Origin of the sequence: Engelhardtia mirabilis (assembly GCF_007748095.1) — a bacterium.
Taxonomy (GTDB): domain Bacteria; phylum Planctomycetota; class UBA1135; order UBA1135.
Genome location: NZ_CP036287.1, coordinates 3,617,649 through 3,636,094 on the forward strand (window position 1 = coordinate 3,617,649; position 18,446 = coordinate 3,636,094).

Below are 18,446 nucleotides of genomic sequence, written 5' to 3' on the forward strand. Positions count from 1 at the left end.
TCAGCCCTTGCGGAAGATCTTCAGGCCCATGGGCAGGCCGGCCAGGAGGCCCAGGAAGGCGGACAGGCCGATCAACGCCGCCTTCGACATGGTCACGTTCCAGAACAGCAGATCGACCGTGATCGGGTTCAGGTTCTGGAAGATGACGATCACGAGCAGCAGCGCCGCGGCCGAAGGCAAGGCGACACGGGGACTGGGGATCTTCACGCGCAGCCTTTCTCAGGGAACGGGGCGGTAGATCTCGCCACCTGTCTCGACGAACTCTTTGCTCTTCTCCGCGAGGCCCCGCTCGAGTGCGTCCTCGGCCGAGATGCCCTCCTTGGCTGCCGCGGCGCGCACGTCCTCGGTGATCTTCATCGAGCAGAAGTGCGGACCGCACATGGAGCAGAAGTGCGCGGTCTTGGCGCCGTCGGCCGGCAGGGTCTCGTCGTGGTAGGCGCGCGCCGTGACCGGATCGAGGGCCAGGTTGAACTGGTCCTCCCAGCGGAACTCGAAGCGCGCGCGGCTGAGGGCGTTGTCCCAGGCCTGCGCTCCCGGATGCCCCTTCGCCACGTCAGCCGCGTGGGCGGCGATCTTGTAGGCGATCACCCCCGCCTTGACGTCGTCGCGGTTGGGCAGGCCGAGGTGCTCCTTGGGCGTGACGTAGCAGAGCATCGCCGTGCCGTACCAACCGATCTGCGCCGCGCCGATGGCGGAGGTGATGTGGTCGTAGCCCGGGGCGATGTCGGTGGTGAGCGGACCGAGGGTGTAGAAGGGCGCCTCGCTGCACAGCTCCATCTGCTTGGTGACGTTCTCCTTGATCAGGTTCATGGGCACATGGCCCGGTCCCTCGATCATGGTCTGCACGTCGTGCTTCCAGGCCACCTGGGTCAGCTCACCCAGGGTCTCGAGCTCGGCGAACTGGGACTCGTCGTTGGCATCGAAGATCGAGCCGGGTCGCAGGCCGTCGCCCAGGCTGAAGCTGACGTCGTAGCGCTTCATCAGCTCGCAGATGCGCTCGAAGTGCTCGTAGAGGAAGTTCTCGCGGTGATGGGCCAGGCACCACTTGGCCATGATCGAGCCGCCGCGCGAGACGATCCCGGTCAAGCGCTGGGCGGTCTTGGGCACGTAGGCCAGGCGCACGCCCGCGTGGATCGTGAAGTAGTCCACGCCCTGCTCCGCCTGCTCCTCGAGGGTCTCGAGGAACAGGTCGATGTCCAGGTCCTCGATCTTGCCGCCGACCTTCTCCAGGCACTGGTAGATCGGCACGGTGCCGATCGGGACCGCCGAGTTGCGCACGATCCACTCGCGCGTCTCGTGGATGTCCTTGCCGGTCGAAAGGTCCATCACCGTGTCAGCCCCCCACAGGGTCGACCAGCGCAGCTTCTCGACCTCCTCTTCGATCGACGAGGTCACCGCGCTGTTGCCGATGTTGGCGTTGACCTTCACCGCGAAGTTGCGGCCGATGATCATCGGCTCGATCTCCGGGTGCTTGCGGTTGGCCGGGATGATCGCGCGGCCGGCCGCGACCTCGGCGCGGACGAACTCGGGCTCGCAGCCCTCGCGCGCCGCGACGAACGCCATCTCCTCGGTGACCACCCCCCGGCGGGCGTAGTGCATCTGGCTGAAGTTGGAGTCGCCGCGTTCCTCACGCGCGCGGATCCACGCCGCGCGGGGCTTGGGCAGACCCTCGCGCGGATCGATCCCGCGCGGTCCGCCGGTGTCGTACAGGTCGATGTGACCCGGCTCGCCGGCCAGGTGCACGCGCCTCAGCGGCACGTGGAGTTCGGTGCCCCCGTGGTCGTGCACGCGGAACAGGCGCTCCGACTTGGGGAACGCCTCCGCGTCCTCGGGAGTGGAGGGTCGGGCGATCGTGCGTTCCGCTGCCAGTTCGGCCATGGGTTCGTGGGGGTGATTCGGGGACCTGGGACCCCGCGAGTCTCGATCGAGGGCCGCGGCCCCGAGCGGACGCGGACCCTCTCAGGTCGCCGCCCGCGCGCGCGACAACGGTACCCGAGCAGGTCGGCGAGTCCTCGCTCCCGGGACTGAATCTCGCGAGATCAGTAGTTGTCGACGTCCTCGCCTAGGAAGTACTCCTCGAGCTCCTCGTCGAGGTCTTCGTCCTCGTCCTCGTCGTCGTCATCGTCATCGTCGTCATCCATGTCCTCGTCGCCCTCCTCCTCGTCATCCGAGGCGGGGACTTCGAGCAGGTCGCGATCGTCATCGCGATCATCGTCGCGATCGCCCTCGTCATCGAGGCCGCTGACCGACCCGTGGGCCCGGGGATCCTCACCGTCGGGATCCTCATCGTCGGAATCATCGCCGTCGGGGTCGTCGTCAAGCGTGCCGTCGTCGTCGAGCAGGTCGAATTCGGCCTCTCGATCGGTCTGCGCGCTCAGATGGTCGGAAGCGTCCCTCGACCCGGGCTCGCCGGGCGTCAACGGATCGTCGAGTGTCATGGCTGTCGGGAGGGCAGGACCCGCCGTCGACGGGGCCGCTCCCTCGCGGCCCCCGTCGCCCGGCATCAGCGGACATTTCTCCAGCCGAGCGCGCCCAGAGCCAAGCAAAAAAGTGCGGTCGGTGACCTCACTCAGAGGTCGACTGCAAGGCTCCCCTCGCGACCGTCCGGAAGGCGGACCCCCACCGTGACCGGGCCACGCCGGAATTCGGGCAACCAGACCGTGATCAGGCCCCCACTCCGGACCATGACTCCATCCACCTCGACTCCGTCGATGGAGACCCAGGGCCCCCTCGAGGCGCCGTAGAAACCCGAGCCCGTGAGGTCCAGTCGGCGGTCGACCCGCTGGCCGGCGTCCGGCCCACGCAGCATCTCGAAGGGCTCCACCGCCACCACCTGCGCGCCGGTCAAGGCGAAGGGCTCGCGCCCCAGGTCGACCTCCGCGGGGAGTTGGCTCGCGCCCGGTCGCGGGTCGGCCACGGTGGGCCGCTCGGGACCACGCATCCCCGCGCGCGCCCACATCACGCCGGCCGTACCGGCGACGGCCAACAGCGCCAGGAGCGCGACGATCGGGAGGTACTTGCTCATCGGGTGAACTCCACGCGGTCGAAGGCGACCTCGCCGCTGGCGGTGCGGTCGGCGATCCAGCCCGCGAACTTCAAACGGTCGAGGTCCAGCCGTGGATTGGCTTCGACGAAGGCTGCCAGGGGCAGCCGCGTGGTGCGTAGCACGGACTTCTTGGGGAAGGTCTGGAAGAAGCTCCCCTGGTGGGAAGGCGGGTACGGAATGTCGCCGTAGGCCGACAGGGGCACGGTGGCGAGGTCTCCATCCATGTCGATCAAGCCGATCGAGAGGTCCTGGGACAGCCCCACCGGATTGAGGTGGGCGTCGATGCGCTGGGCGAACTGGATCGAGAGGAACTCCCACCGCGTGGCGTCGAAGTCCGGCGGCGTGGCGGCGAACCAAGTGCCCTCACGCTGGTTCCAGCCGGCGACCGCGCCCGTGGTGCCGTGGTAATAGGTGTAGGGCACTTGATCGAGCGAGGCCTCGAACAGGAAGGCGAAGGCGCGGTGCACGGCGCTGGTCCCGCTGCTCGTGCGCCACGGATCGCTGCCCGCCTCGAAGTCGTCCAGTTGGAAGCGGTCGGGATCCCGATACAGCGGGAGGATCGTCGCCTGACCCGTGACCGGCGCCATCTCCGGTCCGTCCGCGAAGACCGCCGAGGACTCGGGCACCGGCGCCAGCCTGCGCGCCATGAAGCCGGCCAGGTACCCCATCGCGATCTCGTGGTGCAACTCGCGCGAGATGTCCGCTTGGTTCTCGCAGCTGCACGTGATCGACTCGGTGAACCAGAAGTGGTTCGCACCGTGGATGTACTCGAAGCTGCGGTCCTGCGAGAGGGCGCGGTCGTGCAGGTAGATCGGCCAGCCGTTGTCGACGTCGCCGTCCTTGGAGCCATAGAGCCCCATGAAGGGCAGGTCCGGGGGCAGTTGGAGCTGCTCGAAGTCCGTGGGGGCGATGGTGCCGACGGCGAGGATCGGCAGACCGTCCAGGCCGTGCAGGGCTTCGATGGCTGCCGCCACGGCGCCCTCGCCCCCGCGCGAGTGCCCCATGAAGCCCAGGCGCGTGGGGTCGATCGCCCCGGCCAGCCCGGCGGGGGCGGTCCCTGGCTGGTTGGCCAGGTCCAAGGTCCGCACCAGGGTCTCGAGCATGATCTGGCCGCGCTGCTCGATCCCCGACTGGTAGGAACCGATCACGCCGAGGTTGACCGAGGTCGCGACGATCCCGTGGGACGCCAGCCGGTCCATCAGGTAGCCCGCCTGGAGGTGGTTGGTCTGCCACACCCCGTCCAGGAAGTAGCGTCCGTGCCCGAACACGACCAGGGGGAAGCCGCCCGCCGCGGAGGTCGACGCGGCGGGGGGCAGGAGTCCGCCGGAGCCGTCCGAGGGATAGCTGATGCGCCCGTAGTGGGTCACGTCCACCGGCGCTCCTCTGAACGGGTCGGTCACCTGCACGGTGCCGAAGTGCCAGTCGTAGTGGCCGGGTACGAATGGCCCCGGCTGGAGCTGGGGCAGCGTGTCCGCGGACTGCCTGCCCCCAGACGGAGCGCTCCCGGACAGAGCGCTCGCGGGCAGTGCCTGGGCACTTCCAGCGCAGAGCACGGCCACCAGAGGGACCACGGCGATCCGCAAGAACGAGAGCATGGCGAGTGGGAGCTGGTGATGCGGAGGACGAATGTCTGCCGCGGCGATCGGGCGATTCTAGCAGCCCGAGAATTCTGCTCGCGGGTGGCGTCCGCCCGTGCCGCCCGCCCCTCAGAGACCCGACCGCCGGCGAACCGGACGAGATCCCGCTGGCTTCGCGCCGAGCCGGGCTTGGACTCCCAAGAAGCGGCCGCCGGAGGCGATTGACCCTGCTGACAGCTTGCCAACGCCTTCGCAATCTCTAGCCTCGGGGGCACTGACCTAGGGCTCCCCGGGAGGGACGGTCCAACGCGGCCCCCTCTAGGGCCTCCGTCCCGACCGCCAACCCCTCCACCGATGCCCCTCACGCCCCGTCACGCTGCGCTTCAGTCGATCGCAGAGGGCCACCCCGCGCCCTCTGCGCCGGCCGCGATCTCCTCCGGACTTCCGGAGTACTTCGGCTCCAAGGTCTTCAACGACGCGGTCCAACGCCGCCGCCTGCCCAAGGCCGTCTACAAGGCCCTGCGGCGCACGCTGGAGATCGGCGCGCCCCTCGACGTCGAGCTGGCGGACTCCATCGCCAGCGCCATGAAGGACTGGGCCCTCGAGCACGGGGCGACGCACTACACCCACTGGTTCCAGCCCATGCACGGGCTGACGGCCGAGAAGCACGACGCCTTCCTGAGCCCGACGCTCGAGGGCGGCGCACTGCAGGAGTTCTCGGGCAAGGAGCTGATCCTCGGCGAGCCGGACGCGTCGTCCTTCCCCTCCGGCGGCGTCCGCAACACTTTCGAGGCGCGGGGCTACACCGGCTGGGACCCGGGTTCGCCGGCCTTCCTGCGTGAGACCGAGTTCGGCTCGACGCTGACCATCCCCACCGTCTTCGCGTCGTGGACCGGCGAGGCCCTCGACACCAAGACGCCGCTCTTGCGCTCCTGCGAGGCGCTCGATCGCCAGGCGCGGCGTCTGTTGACGCACCTGGGCGGCGAGCCCGTCGCCAAGGTCAGCGCCACCGTCGGTCCCGAGCAGGAGTACTTCCTGGTCGATCGACGCCTGCACCGCCTGCGCCCGGACCTGCACAGCTGCGGCCGCACGGTGCTCGGCGCGCGCCCGCCCAAGGGCCAGGAGCTGGAGGACCACTACTTCAGCCTGACGCCGCGGCGCATCCTGAACTTCATGATGGACCTGGAGTTCACCCTCTGGGAGCTCGGCGTGCCGGTCAAGACGCGCCACACGGAGGTCGCGCCGCACCAGTTCGAGCTGGCGCCCTTCTACGAGGCCGCGGCCCTGGCGACCGACCACAACATGCTGACGATGGAGGTCCTGCCGGACGTGGCCGCGCGCCACGGCCTCAAGACCCTGCTCCATGAGAAGCCCTTCGTGGGCGTCAACGGCAGCGGCAAGCACGTCAACTGGGCCATGGCGACCGACAGCGGCGACAACCTGTTGAAGCCCGGCAAGACGCCCCACGAGAACCTGCGCTTCATGACCGTCCTGGCGGCGGTCGTGCGCGGCGTCGACACCCAGCAGGAGCTGTTGCGGGCCACGATCGCCTCCGCCGGCAACGACCACCGCCTGGGCGCGAACGAGGCCCCGCCGGCGATCATCTCGGTCTTCCTCGGCGAGGAGCTGCAAGAGGTCGTCGACGCCCTGATCGAGGGTCGCGCGCCGAAGATCGGCGAGGGCCGCGGAAGCGAGCCCCTGAACCTCGGCGTCACCAGCCTGCCGCCCCTGCCGATCGACACCAGCGACCGCAACCGCACCTCGCCCTTCGCCTTCACCGGCTTCAAGTTCGAGTTCCGCGCCGCGGGTTCGGGCCAGTCGATCGCCTTCCCGGTGACGGTGATCAACACCATGGTCGCCGACTCGATGGACTACCTCTCGGGCCTGATCGAGAGCCGCGGCGGCGACCCGGAGACCATCGCCAAGATCGTGCGCGAGACCCTCGCCGCCCACCAGCGCATCCTCTTCAGCGGTGACAACTACTCCGAGGAGTGGCGTCAGGAGGCGGCGAAGCGCGGTCTCGCGAACCACGACAACACCCCCGCCGCCCTGGCGATCCTGCAGAAGGACGAGACCCTCGACCTGTTCGACCGCCACAACGTGATGACGCGGCGTGAGACCGCGTCGCGCGCGACGGTGCTCTACCAGGCCTACGCCGAGGGCGTCGTGGTCGAGGCCCTGACCCTGAACGAGCTGGCACGCACGTCGGTGCTGCCGGTGGCCCTGCGCTACCAGCGCGTCATCGCCGACGCCATCAAGTCCACCGCGGAGGCCGGTCACGGCATCCCGCTGGACGGCGAGCGCGCCCTCCTGGCCGAGGTCTCGAGCGAGATCCAGGGTCTGATGAAGACCACGGACGAGCTCGCTCGCGTGCACCACACGATCGAGTCCGGCAGCCACGAAGCCCCCGCCCTGGCTTCGGCCGTGCGCGGCAATCTGGTCCCCGCCATGGCCGCCGTGCGCGCCCACTGCGACAAGCTCGAGTCCCTGGTCGACGACGAGCTGTGGCCCCTGCCGAAGTACCGCGAGCTGCTGTTCGCGCACTGATCGACACCGACTGGCCGCCGGTGCCTGCAATGGCAGTTCCGCCGGCGGCTCCAGCGGTGGCTCTCACGGCCGGCGAATCCGACGGGATTCGCCGGCTGTGTCCGTTCGGGCCGGATGTGCCCCTTTGGGCCGGCTGTGCCCCTTTGGGAGAGCAAACCGTTCGAGGGCATGGACCGTTAGGAGCGCCGGATCCACTCGGAGCGACGGTCACTGACGGGCCGCCCTGGCCTCGATCCCTCCCCAGCTCGAACTCCAGTTCCGAGTCGGACACTCCGACATCGAGCTGAACCAACTCCGCGCCGACGTGTGTGGCTCGAGGGACGCCGGAGGGTGGTAGCGGTGGACGGACTTGAACCGCCGACCCGCGAATCGTGATTCCGCGGACCGACTGGCCTGAGCGCGCTACGGCACAAACGGTTGGGTCGATCGCCGAGACGGACCTACCGCGCAGCTTGCCCGGGTAAGCGGGGCTCGAGGAGATCGTCGTGGCCTGGTCCGCCCTACCGGACGCGGTGCGTTCGGCGGTTCTGACGCTCATTCGGGCCGGGCGAGGGGCCCACGAGCGGCCCTCGCAGCCCGGGTCCTAACCGCGGAGCGACGGGGAGAGGCGCCCCCGCTGCTCGGCGGCGACTCTCGCGAGGCAGCGCGCACTGGGCCGAGCGAGGGGCCGGACGGGAAGGCCGTGCGACCGGATCTCCCGCGCCAGTACCTGCCCGCCCCGTCGCCCGCCGATCGATCGAGGCGCGCCCGGCTGGCGGATCCACGTCCGCCAGAGCTGGGACCCGAGGAGGACGATTCGGGGCTCGACACGGCCCCGCGATCCGAGCCCAGTCGGGCCTGGCTGCGAGGTCGGGGGAGACGGGTGCCGCCATCGGATTCGGCAGAGGGGGGACGGCAGCAGGGGAGGTTCGCCACGTCGTCGAGCCCCGCGCGAGGCGGTTCCTCGCGGCCTCTGCCCCGATCCCCGATGCAATCGAATCGTCAGATGCAGGCCACGCGGGACGCGCTCCCCGGTGGCCGCCCCGTACAGATCTTCTGGACTTGGCTCACCGGCCTCCCGGCCACGGGCGAGCTCCCCGCCATCCGCTGGACGCCCTGGACCCGCCTCGCGGTGTCCTTGCTCGTGCTCGGCAGCGGCGTGGCCGCCGCCACGTGGGCGACGTCCGGCCCCGCCGTCCAGTGGCTCGCCCTGGTTCCGGCCTGGCTCCTCACCACGGGTGCTCTGCGCCACCTCTACATCGTCACCGGCCACTACGCGGCCCACAGCGACTTCTCCGGCTCGAAGCGGGTCGACCGCGCCCTGGCCGAGCTCTTCTCGACCCTGTCCTTCACCATCCCCTTCGACCTCTACCGCCGCGACCACGCCCGATTCCACCACTCGAGCCGGCTGGGGACGCCCCTGGACCCCGACGTCCGCTTCCTGTGGCGATCGGGTTTCGGGCCCGGCCGGTCGATGGCCCAGCTCTGGCTGCGCCTCGCGACCAGCCTGATCTCGCCCGTCTACCACGGCCGCTACCTCTGGGGCCGGATCCGCTCGAACCTCTGGGACGCGCCGCGATACCGCGTGGTGCTCGGCTGGGCCTACGTCGTGTCGACCGCTCTGGTCCTCGCTGCGACCGGCAGTGCGGCGACCTGGGCCCTGGTCTGGCTGGTGCCCGCCGTGCTCGGGTTCCAGGCCTCGGCCCTGCTCCAGTTCCTCTCCGAGCACCGTTGGTGGCTCGATCTCCCCGCGGGCAAGCTCCGGCTGGCGCGCCTGACCTTCGGACGCTTCCTGCTGCTCCCCTTCCCGGATCGCAACCTGACCGGACCCGCTCGACACACCGGCGCACTCGCGTCGTTCTGGGCGAAGGTCCTCCTCCTCCAGCTGCCGGCTCGGATCGCGGTGCTCGTCGGGGACCTGCCCCAGCACGACCTGCACCACCGCCGCTCGGTCTACGACTGGGCCAACGCCGTGTTCGTGCGGCAGCGTGATGTCGAGGCCGGCAGCCCCGGCTTCCCCGAGCCCTACGGTGGGGTCGCCGGCACTCTCGCCGACCACGTGGGCGAGGTCTTCCGGAGCTGGGCCGAGCGAGGGCGTCCGACCGCGGAGGAACTGGCGGCTCTCGAGAGTGCCCAGTAGGCCCATGGGCCCAGCGGGCCGCCCGGGGCGAGTGAAGCCCCGGGCCGGCCCGGCCAACTCGCCGCACGATCCCGACTCCCGCTACCTTGAGCGGCGATGAAGGACCCGGAGATCTGGCCTCCCTGGCTCGTCCGTATTCGCGCTCAGCAGGGAAACGAGGAGGGAGTCGGCGCTGGTCTGCTGATCGCCCCCGACCTCGTCCTCACCGCGTGGCACGTGGTGAACGTCGACGGCAAGTACCGTGGCACGGCGACGTCGGGCGGGACCCCGATGGCCGCGGCCAGGATCGACCTGGAGATCGGAGGCAAGCACCGCCGGTCCATCCCGACCCCCCACCAGCGGCATGTGTCCTTCGCCGACAAGCCCGTCGACGACGAAGGCCAAGGCCGCGACTACGACCTCGCGCTGGTCCGGCTCGAAGAGGACCCGGTCCCGATCGATTCGGGCGACCTCCTTCCGATCGCCCGCGGTGTGCGACGACTCGAGTACCTGGCCCTCGGTGACCTCGGTCCGGACGAGCCCTTCCAGGTCGTAGGGTTTCCGGGTGGGAGCCTGCGCACGAAGCGTTTCGACGACGGTGCCCCCGACCCGGAGCGTGCCGGCGACGAGTTCTACGAGGTCCACCTGGGCCACCGAGTTCCCGAGGGCTACAGCGGCGGACCCATTCTGGCCGAGGTCGACGGCCAAGCTCTGTGCCTGGGGCTCGCGAGCCTCGGTGGAGCCACGGTCGGCTCTTCGGTCCAGACCTTCTCGGGAGCGATCATCGAGTTCCTCGATCAACAGAAGGTCCTTCGACGCGAAGGCGATCGGCTTCAGGTACCGACCGAGGACCTCGGCCGATTGCTCCTGCGCAGGCCACTCGAGTGCATCGCGGAACGCAACGACCGGCTTCCGCCGATCTTGTCCCGGTCCGCCCGCAAGGAGTGGAAGCTGCACGACCTGTTCCAGGAGCGGATCGTCGTGGACCGGGCAGCGACGGGCGGTGGCGACAGTGACGGTAACGCGAAGGCCGGTGGCCTGAGGGAGTTGGTGGATTGGACGCCCACCGTCGACTCGCCCCCGCGATGGGTCCTGCGAGGCGCGGGGGGAACCGGCAAGACGACTCTCCTGCGCCACCTCGCCTTCGAGCTGGCCCGCGAGGCGAATCAGGCCGGGGATGGCGCAGCGCTGCCACCGGTGGCCATCTTCCTGCGCCTGCCCCTCATCGTCCGTCGAGGGCCCGACTGGAGAGCGGCGCTGTTCGACGAGCTGAGAGATCGCGTGGATCGTGCTGCGATCCTCACGAGGGCGCTCAGCTCGCGCGTTTCCGAACCCCGGATCCTGCTGCTGCTCGACGGGCTCGACGAGGTCGACGCCGGAGAAGTGACCGAGAACACCATCTCGCTCCTGCTTCAGGGCCTGCCCGATCACCTCCCCGGAGTCGGCCTGGTCGTGGGCACTCGCCCGACGGGCTTCGACGACCGAGAGCCGGCGCTCACGCGACACTGGAACACCGCTTCGGTCGAGCCCCTGGATCGAGATCACCAGATCCGACTGGTCACCGAGGTGTCGAAGGCGATCGGCCGGCCTTGCTCAGAGAAGGCGACCGCCGCATGGGTCCATCAGATCAGTCGGGACGAGCGATTCGCCGACATCCGCGGCAACCCACTCTGGTTGACGCTGGCCGCCCTCGCCGTGGACCCGGAGACGGGGGCTCCACCGCCGTCCATGTCGGGCCTGCTCGCCAAGGCAGTCGACCACCTTGTAATGGGCATGCACCGCGGCGACCTCGAGCCCAGAGCTCGCCGCAGACGTACTCCCGTGGCAGGTCCGATCCCCAGCGCGGCCCGTCCGGTCTTGGGAACGATCGCACTCGCCATGACCCTCCAGCGTCAGGACGAACTCCGCTTCGACGACCTGGTCGAGGTCTGCAAGAACCTCCGCAAGAGAGCGGACCACGACGTCCGAGGCAGCGATGAACTCTGGGCTCGGTTGACGGAAGCCTGGGAATTGCTCGAGGACGATTCGGAGGAGAGCATCCTCGATCAGCTTTCGCTCGGCACCGATATCCTGAGCCCGCTCGAGGAGGACGGCGAACAAGTGGAAGACGGGGGATCCGACGCCGACGAGCTCTGGTCCTTCAGACATCGGACCGTGAAGGAGTTCCTCTCTGCCGATCAGCTCCGCCGCATGCTCGAAGGCGACGACGCTCCTCACGCCCAACAGCTGATCGAGGCAGGCCTCGACGCCGACCTCGAGGGCTCGGTCCGGCACTGGGCCGGACCTGCGGCCCTTCTCGTCGAGATGCTCGACGACGCGACCGGGGCGGAACGCGTGCTCCGGTGCCTCGCACCGAGGGATCCCGAGGCCGCTCGCCGCGCCCTGCTAGGAAGACCGAACGCCACGGTGGGCTCGATCCACATCGTCTTGGCGTCGCTCGAAAAGGAAGGGGACCGCGCGGCGGTGATCGAGCAGATCGATCGGCTGATCGAGGATCGTCAGGAGGCCTTCGATCTCCTGCGAAGCCTCGGCCTCGATCCCCGGATCCGAGCGGACCTGTACTTCGTCGACGAAGCACTGCTGGCCTTCGGAGTGCGGCACGAGGATCTCGCGGACGAGGCCGATGCCGCGAGACTGCGGATCTACGAGGAGCTGCCGGTCGAGCCGACGTGGCGTGCACCGTTCGAGCGGACGTTCGGGGATCCGGGGGTGCCCCTGTGGCGACCGGTAACGCGGCACCTGACGTTCGGTTACGGCGATCGCGAGCTGGAGCAGGTGACGGAGCAGCCGTTCCAGATCTCGGCGGTTCCGGTGACGGAGGAGATGTACCGGATATTCGACCCGCACGATGATCAGCGGAAGTCGGAGCCAGGTCTCCTTCCGGCGCGCTCGGTCAGTTGGTGGGGTGCGATGGCCTTCTGTCGCTGGGCCGGAGCGAAGCTCGGTTTCGGTCTCGCCGGGAGCCTGCCGACAGAGCGTCAGTGGGAGTGTGCCGCGCGGGCCGGGACCGAGAGCGACTACTGGTTCGGCCCCGAGGCGCTCGACGAGCATGGGTGGTATGGGCAGAACTCTGAGTCTCGTGCCCACGATGTCGCGACTCGGCCGCCGAACGGCGACCGGCCCCAGCAGCCCAACCCGAACGGCCTTTTCGATGTCCACGGAAACGTCTGGGAGTGGTGTGTGGACCTCTTCGGCCGCGACGGCCCGAGGCGCGTGTTGCGCGGCGGTTGCTTCTGGTACGCGGCCGCGAGCTGTCGCTCGGGGTTCCGCTACTGGGACCACCCGGCGGACCGCGACCGGCTCCGGGGCTTCCGCGTCGTCCTCCCGGCCGACCTTCGATGATCGATCTTTGAGATGTGTTCGAATGTGGACCCGAACGGACGTTCCATTCCTCGCGCGGCCCTCGATGACCGAACAGAATTCCGGTCGTCCCGTTGTTCCGGTCGTCTGCGACCGATCGGTTCTCGAACGCCCCAGATCCCCGGGAACCGAGCCTCCGGTCCCCGCCCAGAAATGGCCCGTTGTGACCGGCCGACCCGACATCCGGAAGCAGGACGACCCTCAACGGCCATCAGGTTCCGGATCGGGCCTACCCCCTCCACACCCGAGGAGCGCGGCTCGGCCACCAAGGTCAGCCCGACGCCCTCGACCGCTCTGACGGCTTTCCTCAGACGCACAGGACGCTTCCCAACGCTCCTGCCCAACCCTCAGCAGGAATGGCCGGCCCGGTCCCACGAACGTACCTGGCCGCCCGTGCGCCCATCCGCCTCGCGTGCCTCGGGAGGGGTTCGATCCCGCTGCGGGTTACCAAGTGTCCGAGGGCATCGAGGCGACCGCTGCAGGATCGCGGGCGAGCCCCGGGGCGCTTCAATCGCAGACCGAGTCGCTCGTCGAGGTACCGCCCCACGTCGTCCCGCGCGGCCCGCAAGGCCGACCTAGAGTCACCGAACAGGAACAGATCGTCGACGTAGCGGACATAGCCGGGCACGCGAAGCTCGCGCGCGACATGGCTGTCGAGGCCCAGCGGCACAACGTGGGCCGCCAAGACCTGGCTCGTGTACGCACCGATGGGCAGTCCCTCGCCGGGCGGCGGCCAATCGGGATCCAGTCGAGCGAAGGCTCGTACGTGACGATCGTCGTAGAGGCCCCGCCCGGACTCCAGGATCCGATCGACGACCTGCAGGAACCGCTCGTCGCGGATCCGGCGACGGAGCAGGGACCGGACCAGCTCGATCCGGATGCTCGGGAAGTAGCTTCGAACGTCCAGATGCACGAACCACGCATGACGGCGGACCAGCTCCAGGATCCGGAGCAACGCGCGATGGGTTCCCCGTCCGGTGCGGCAGGCGTAGTCCGCGTCCGATAGGGATCGCTCGAGCACAGCCTCGACCAGGCGCGCGACCGCCGTGTGCACCACTCGATCCAGGACCGATGCTCGTGCGATGACCCGGGGCTTGGGATCGTGCAGGAACAAGAGATCGAAGGCCCCGTGCCGCCAACGGGCGTCCACGAGCGCGGCACGCAACTCGCGAAGCTCGGATTCCCGGCGGAACAGGAAGGTCGCGACATCCGCCCGCCGCCGCTTCCCCCGGACGGTGACCCGCGCAGCCTCGTCGAGCCGGTCCTCGTCGACCAGCTGCTCGAAGAGGCCGCCCGTGGTCCTGGTCAAGGTGCCCCTCCGGACGCTCGCCACCGGCGGTGACTACGGGAACGGAGGGGCGAGGTCGGACGAGCGGGCCGGAAGGTCCGGCTGCGACGTCCGCGGGGAGGGGCCTGATCGCGGATCCGCTCGCCTCGCGAGCTCCGTCCGCGGGCTGGGTCGGCCGGGAGGACGACGCGGAAGCCCTGGTTCCGGTTGCGGTTCGCCGGGTGGTTCCTGTTCCGGTACCCCGAGCGACAGTTCGCGGCCGTGTTCCAGTAGCTACCGCCGCGCATCACGCGCCTCGGGCCGTGGGGCCCCTGCCCCTGCACCGGACTTGGAGAATCGCCGGGAGCTGCGGCCCCATCCACCGAGCATGCGGCCGATCGTGTCGAGCTCCGCCGAAGCGAACCGCATCCGTCGCTTCGTCAGGTAGCCCAGCGACTCGGCGAGCCGCAGCAGCACCCGGAGGCGGACCACACCTCGATCGGCGGCGCGACGATGGTCGTCCCTCTCGGCCGGGAAGGTCAATGCTATCGAGACATCCGCGACGAGGTCCTGGACGGCGTCGGCGACCCGTCCGGCCGAGCACATGGCTTCGGGTTGCGGCCATCGCGCGACCTCGGCCAAGAGCCAGGTCGCGAGGTCATGGCTGCGTACGTAGAGAGGCGCGCGTCGCCAAGTCACCGCTCGCGCCTCCCGAGCTTCTCGCTCCAGCGGATGAGGCCCCCCAAGGTCGGAAGGACCTCCGACTCAATCCGCGCGGCCCAGGCGAGCTGCTCCCCCTCCGGCTCGGCGTCCTGGATCAACAGGAGGCCCACGCAACGGCTCATCAAGCACCGGGCGCGGCGGAGGGCCTCGCCCTTACGATCCGCGTCGTAGGCGTGGACGCCCTCGCAGACGGCCAGCAGTCCGGACAGGAGCGCGCGCTCCGCAGCGGACGACGATGATCCTGTCGATGCCGCGGTTGCTCGCATAGCCGCGAGAACCGCGCGCCCACGACGAAAGCACTCGACGTCCTCCACGGATCGCCGACGGTCACCGTGCCGCACGGCCGCCCTTGAGGGAAGGGCCTCTTCGACCGCCTCGCGCACATCGTCGGCTCGTCGTTGGAGCGACTGACGCTGATCCTCGGTCAAGGGCAGGCTCTCGCGCCGGATGCGCCAGGACTTGCCATGCTTGGCCCCCCGCAACTCACCCCGTGCGAGCCGTGCACGGACGGCGCGCGGGCTCACCCCGAGAACGACGGCAGCTTCGCGAACGCTCAGTTCCATCCCGGTGGATCGAACCGGCTGGATGGATCGAGGTTCCGATCCAGAAGACGATCTCGTGGACGTCGTGGAACTCGTGACCTCCTCGAGGATGCCGATGACCGGATCGAGGGACGAAGTGGCCATCGACGGCCGCATGAGTAGCCATCAATGGCCGCAACTGGCCGTCGCGACGTGTGAGCGGTCAGTGCGGGAGGTCGAACCGAGTCCAATCGGAAACGACACCGGCACGCGACGGCCGAACGGCGCAGGGGTCGCCTCGGTCTCGGGATCCCACCGGAACTGGGTCCGGCCACGTGGTGCCGAGAATCGGCACTGCGCGTCCCCTCGGCGACGCTCGGGCCGCTCGAAGACACATCTCAAAGATCGATCATCGAAGCTCGGCCGGGAGGACGAGGCGGAAGCCCAGGTTCCGGTTGCGGCCCGCCGGGTGGCTCCTGCTCCGGTACCCCGAGCGACAGCCCGCGGCCGTGTCCCAGTAGCTACCGCCGCGCAACACGCGCCACGGGCCGTCGCGGTCGAAGAGGTCCAGACACCACTCCCAAACGTTCCCGTGGACATCGAGAAGGCCGTTCGGGTTGGGCTGCTGGGGCCGGTCGCCGTTCGGCGGTCGAGTCGCGACATCGTGGGCACGAGACTCAGAGTTCTGCTCATACCACCCATGCTCGTCGAGCGCCTCGGGGCTGAACCAGTAGTCACCCTCGGTCCCGGCCCGCGCGGCACACTCCCACTGGCGCTCGGTCGGCAGGCTCCCGGCGAGACCGAAACCGAGCTTCGCTCCGGCCCAGCGACAGTAGGCCATCGCACACCACCAACTGACCGAGCGCGCCGGAAGGAGACCTGGCTCCGACTTCCGCTGATCATCGTGCGGGTCGAAGACCCGGTACATCTCCTCCGTCACCGGAACTGCCGAGATCTGGAACGGCTGCTCCGTCACCTGCTCCAGCTCGCGATCGCCGTAACCGAACGTCAGGTGCCGCGTTACCGGTCGCCACAGGGGCACCCCCGGATCCCCGAACGTCCGCTCGAACGGCGCACGCCACGTCGGCTCGACCGGCAGCTCCTCGTAGATCCGCAGTCTCGCGGCATCGGCCTCGTCCGCGAGATCCTCGTGCCGCACTCCGAAGGCCAACAGTGCTTCGTCGACGAAGTACAGGTCCGCTCGGATCCGGGGGGCGAGGCCGAGGCTTCGCAGGAGATCCAAGGTCTCCATACGATCCTCGATCAAGTGCTCTACCTGAGAGATCACGGCCCCCCGATCCTCCTCCTCCTCGAGCGATGAAAGGACGATCATGACAGCATTCGTCGAAACCGCTCGACTCGCCATCAACGCGCGTCTCGAGATCGCCGGCGCATCCTCGAGGCTCTCGAGCAGGACTTCGACTTCCCCTTCGACGAGTCGTTCCGCCAGCATGCCGAGCGGCTCGGACCAGAAACGCGCGACGTCGTCCTCTCCATTGTCGCTCTCAGCGTCACCATCCATGCTCCCCTGTTCTGCGCCAACCAGCTCGAGCCAGTCGCACCAAGAACGCAATCCGGCCGGACCCTGCGAACTCAACCAGCCTTCATTCGTGCTCAACCTGAGCGCACTCAGGATGCTTCGCGCATTGTCAGCCAGACGAACGTCGTCAGCATCGATCTGCGAGAGCGCTCGGTCGAACCGCTGCAGAAGTGCACGACGCACAGCCCCAGCGGCCGACCGCGCGCGAGCAAGAACATCGTCCTGCCCCCCTGCCGCCGTCCACCTCTCCCAGAGCCATTCCGACGTCAGAAACTCGAGCGTCGACCGGTGCCAGAAGCGCCAGTCCTCGTCAATGTCATTTCCGCGTCGTCGGATCCTCCGCTCTGGCGGTGTCAGGATCGAATTGCGTTCGAGCCACCTGAGGACGTCATTCGGAGCGCAACGTTCCTTCAGATCCAGGAGGTCCCGGCGAAGGTCGGTCCATGGCGTCGGAGCGCTTCCATCAGCGCCGCGCTCCGAGTCCTTCAGATCCTCGAGCCATGTCTCCATGACGCTGCGAGGGACCTGTACCAGGCCCTCCGAAGACATCCGGTGGGCCAACCATCGGAGCACGGGCCGGACGGACCGTGGAAGCGCCTCGGGCTGCACCGAGTCGTCGTCCGCCACTTCGTGGATCTGCCGCTGATCGCGGCGGTGCTTGCCCGCCTCCAGTCGACGGAGGATCGCGTCGAGCAGGTCGACCCGCGAGCCTGGCTCACGGTCCTCCTCGAAGATCACGATGGCTGCCATGGTCAACCACAGCGGGTTCCCGCGTTCCTCGTCGTAGCGGGCATCGACTTGGATCCGGTCGACCCAGTCCTCGAGTGCCGCCGCGTCCATCGTCGGCTTCGCGGGGCCGCCGAACTTCCGGTGCTGCCCCACCAGCTTGACGAGCAATTCCTTCTGCCGATCGGCACCCAGAGGTTCGACGCTCGCCAAGCTCCACGCTTTGAACTGGGCGCTCCGTTCAAGGTAGCGTGACGGTCTGGTTCCGAGCGCCACGGGCGTTCTGGGCAGCTCGCGCGGGATCGAAGCGAGCAGGGCCCCCACGTTCGGCCGCTCGGCCTTGCTCACCTCGTCGTAGCCGTCCAGCAACAGCACCAGCTCACCGCGAGGATCTTGCGCGCCGAGCAGCTCCCCCGTGTAGTGGTCGACCTTTTTCGTGACGTATTGGACGAGGTCTTCGAACGGACGAGTGCCGACGTTCTTCAGGTCCGGTAGACGGACGAGCAAAGCGACCCTGTCGCCTTCGTCGATGGGACGATCTGAGCCGGTCGCGAGGCGAGCGTCCGCGAGCCGCTTGGCCAGCTGGCGAAGGATCGTCGTCTTGCCCGTTCCGGCTTCACCGCGAAGGATGATCCGGGGTTGATCCGATTCCGCGGAGGGTGAGTTCGAGCCGGGCCCGGACGGGACCTCACTTGCCGGTGACTCCTCGTCGAACGCATCCTCGAGCCCGAGGTGTCGCGCGAGGGACGTCTGTCCATGCACCGCGGCGCGAACCGCCTCCCCGTCCCGCGGAACCTCCAAGGTGACGCGATCGACGAAGACGTCGTCGAGGCTGAGATCGGGTGCCCATGGGAGGACGTCGCACTCGGCCGAGAGCCGACCGAGAAACGGTTTCAACAGCAGTGAGCGAAGATCGGGTGAGCTCGGTAGCGCGAGCGATTCGCCCCCGCCGTCCCGCTCCTCGATCACCCGCCGAGCGTTGTCGAGGAACGGTCCGACGGTGCCTGCCAGCAGGTAGCCCGAGAACGGGTGATTGGACCC

The 18,446-nt window shown here is 68.9% G+C and carries 12 protein-coding genes; 3 read left to right on the top strand and 9 right to left on the bottom strand.

Annotated features, from left to right (window positions below; translation table 11 throughout):
* From Pla133_RS13265 to Pla133_RS13285, 5 genes are all read right to left on the bottom strand, one after another.
* A complete protein-coding gene (locus Pla133_RS13265; RefSeq protein ID WP_419191498.1) occupies positions 1-207 on the bottom strand; it encodes a LapA family protein in 207 nt (68 codons plus the stop codon).
* Between the two features lie 12 nt (positions 208-219).
* A complete protein-coding gene (gene thiC / locus Pla133_RS13270) occupies positions 220-1,878 on the bottom strand; it encodes a phosphomethylpyrimidine synthase ThiC (protein ID WP_145065980.1) in 1,659 nt (552 codons plus the stop codon).
* A gap of 161 nt (positions 1,879-2,039) precedes the next feature.
* Entirely contained in the window at positions 2,040-2,438 is a 399-nt protein-coding gene (locus Pla133_RS26280) for a hypothetical protein (RefSeq protein WP_145065982.1), read from the bottom strand.
* 131 nt (positions 2,439-2,569) lie between these two features.
* Positions 2,570-3,025, bottom strand: a complete 456-nt coding sequence (locus tag Pla133_RS13280; protein WP_145065984.1) for an IPT/TIG domain-containing protein — start codon at positions 3,023-3,025, stop codon at positions 2,570-2,572.
* A complete protein-coding gene (locus Pla133_RS13285; RefSeq protein WP_145065986.1) occupies positions 3,022-4,641 on the bottom strand; it encodes an alpha/beta hydrolase in 1,620 nt (539 codons plus the stop codon). The genes Pla133_RS13280 and Pla133_RS13285 overlap by 4 nt, the downstream gene beginning before the upstream one ends.
* 336 nt (positions 4,642-4,977) lie before the next feature.
* On the opposite strand from Pla133_RS13285, the gene Pla133_RS13290 reads away from it, so the two are divergent.
* The 3 genes from Pla133_RS13290 to Pla133_RS13305 all read left to right on the top strand — a co-directional run bounded on the left by Pla133_RS13290 (position 4,978) and on the right by Pla133_RS13305 (position 12,610).
* On the top strand, positions 4,978-7,170 hold the full coding sequence (locus Pla133_RS13290; RefSeq protein ID WP_419191499.1) for a glutamine synthetase III family protein: 2,193 nt from the start codon (positions 4,978-4,980) through the stop codon (positions 7,168-7,170).
* A 967-nt stretch (positions 7,171-8,137) separates the two neighbouring features.
* On the top strand, positions 8,138-9,289 hold the full coding sequence (locus Pla133_RS13300) for a fatty acid desaturase (RefSeq protein ID WP_145065988.1): 1,152 nt from the start codon (positions 8,138-8,140) through the stop codon (positions 9,287-9,289).
* A gap of 96 nt (positions 9,290-9,385) precedes the next feature.
* Entirely contained in the window at positions 9,386-12,610 is a 3,225-nt protein-coding gene (locus Pla133_RS13305) for an SUMF1/EgtB/PvdO family nonheme iron enzyme (protein ID WP_145065990.1), read from the top strand.
* A 325-nt stretch (positions 12,611-12,935) separates the two neighbouring features.
* On the opposite strand, the gene Pla133_RS13310 is transcribed toward Pla133_RS13305, so the two are convergent.
* The 4 genes from Pla133_RS13310 to Pla133_RS13325 form a co-directional block, all read right to left on the bottom strand.
* Positions 12,936-13,937 carry a reverse transcriptase domain-containing protein gene (locus Pla133_RS13310; RefSeq protein ID WP_419191500.1) on the bottom strand — a complete coding sequence of 334 codons (1,002 nt, stop codon included), beginning with the start codon at positions 13,935-13,937 and terminating at the stop codon, positions 12,936-12,938.
* A 252-nt stretch (positions 13,938-14,189) separates the two neighbouring features.
* A complete protein-coding gene (locus Pla133_RS13315) occupies positions 14,190-14,537 on the bottom strand; it encodes a four helix bundle protein (protein ID WP_145065994.1) in 348 nt (115 codons plus the stop codon).
* 53 nt (positions 14,538-14,590) lie between these two features.
* On the bottom strand, positions 14,591-15,181 hold the full coding sequence (locus tag Pla133_RS13320) for a helix-turn-helix domain-containing protein (RefSeq protein ID WP_419191501.1): 591 nt from the start codon (positions 15,179-15,181) through the stop codon (positions 14,591-14,593).
* 367 nt (positions 15,182-15,548) lie between these two features.
* Positions 15,549-18,374 (bottom strand): SUMF1/EgtB/PvdO family nonheme iron enzyme, encoded by a 2,826-nt coding sequence (locus Pla133_RS13325; RefSeq protein WP_419195445.1) that lies wholly within the window; start codon positions 18,372-18,374, stop codon positions 15,549-15,551.
* Between the last annotated feature and the right edge of the window lie 72 nt (positions 18,375-18,446).

Bases quoted from the DNA above. Each gene is read 5' to 3' on its own strand.
- thiC (WP_145065980.1), bottom strand. From the start codon at position 1,878: ATGGCCGAACTGGCAGCGGAACGCACGATCGCCCGACCCTCCACTCCC.
- Pla133_RS13285 (WP_145065986.1), bottom strand. From the start codon at position 4,641: ATGCTCTCGTTCTTGCGGATCGCCGTGGTCCCTCTGGTGGCCGTGCTC.
- Pla133_RS13300 (WP_145065988.1), top strand. From the start codon at position 8,138: ATGCAATCGAATCGTCAGATGCAGGCCACGCGGGACGCGCTCCCCGGT.
- Pla133_RS13280 (WP_145065984.1), bottom strand. From the start codon at position 3,025: ATGAGCAAGTACCTCCCGATCGTCGCGCTCCTGGCGCTGTTGGCCGTC.
- Pla133_RS13320 (WP_419191501.1), bottom strand. From the start codon at position 15,181: ATGGAACTGAGCGTTCGCGAAGCTGCCGTCGTTCTCGGGGTGAGCCCG.
- Pla133_RS13290 (WP_419191499.1), top strand. From the start codon at position 4,978: ATGCCCCTCACGCCCCGTCACGCTGCGCTTCAGTCGATCGCAGAGGGC.
- Pla133_RS13305 (WP_145065990.1), top strand. From the start codon at position 9,386: ATGAAGGACCCGGAGATCTGGCCTCCCTGGCTCGTCCGTATTCGCGCT.
- Pla133_RS26280 (WP_145065982.1), bottom strand. From the start codon at position 2,438: ATGACACTCGACGATCCGTTGACGCCCGGCGAGCCCGGGTCGAGGGAC.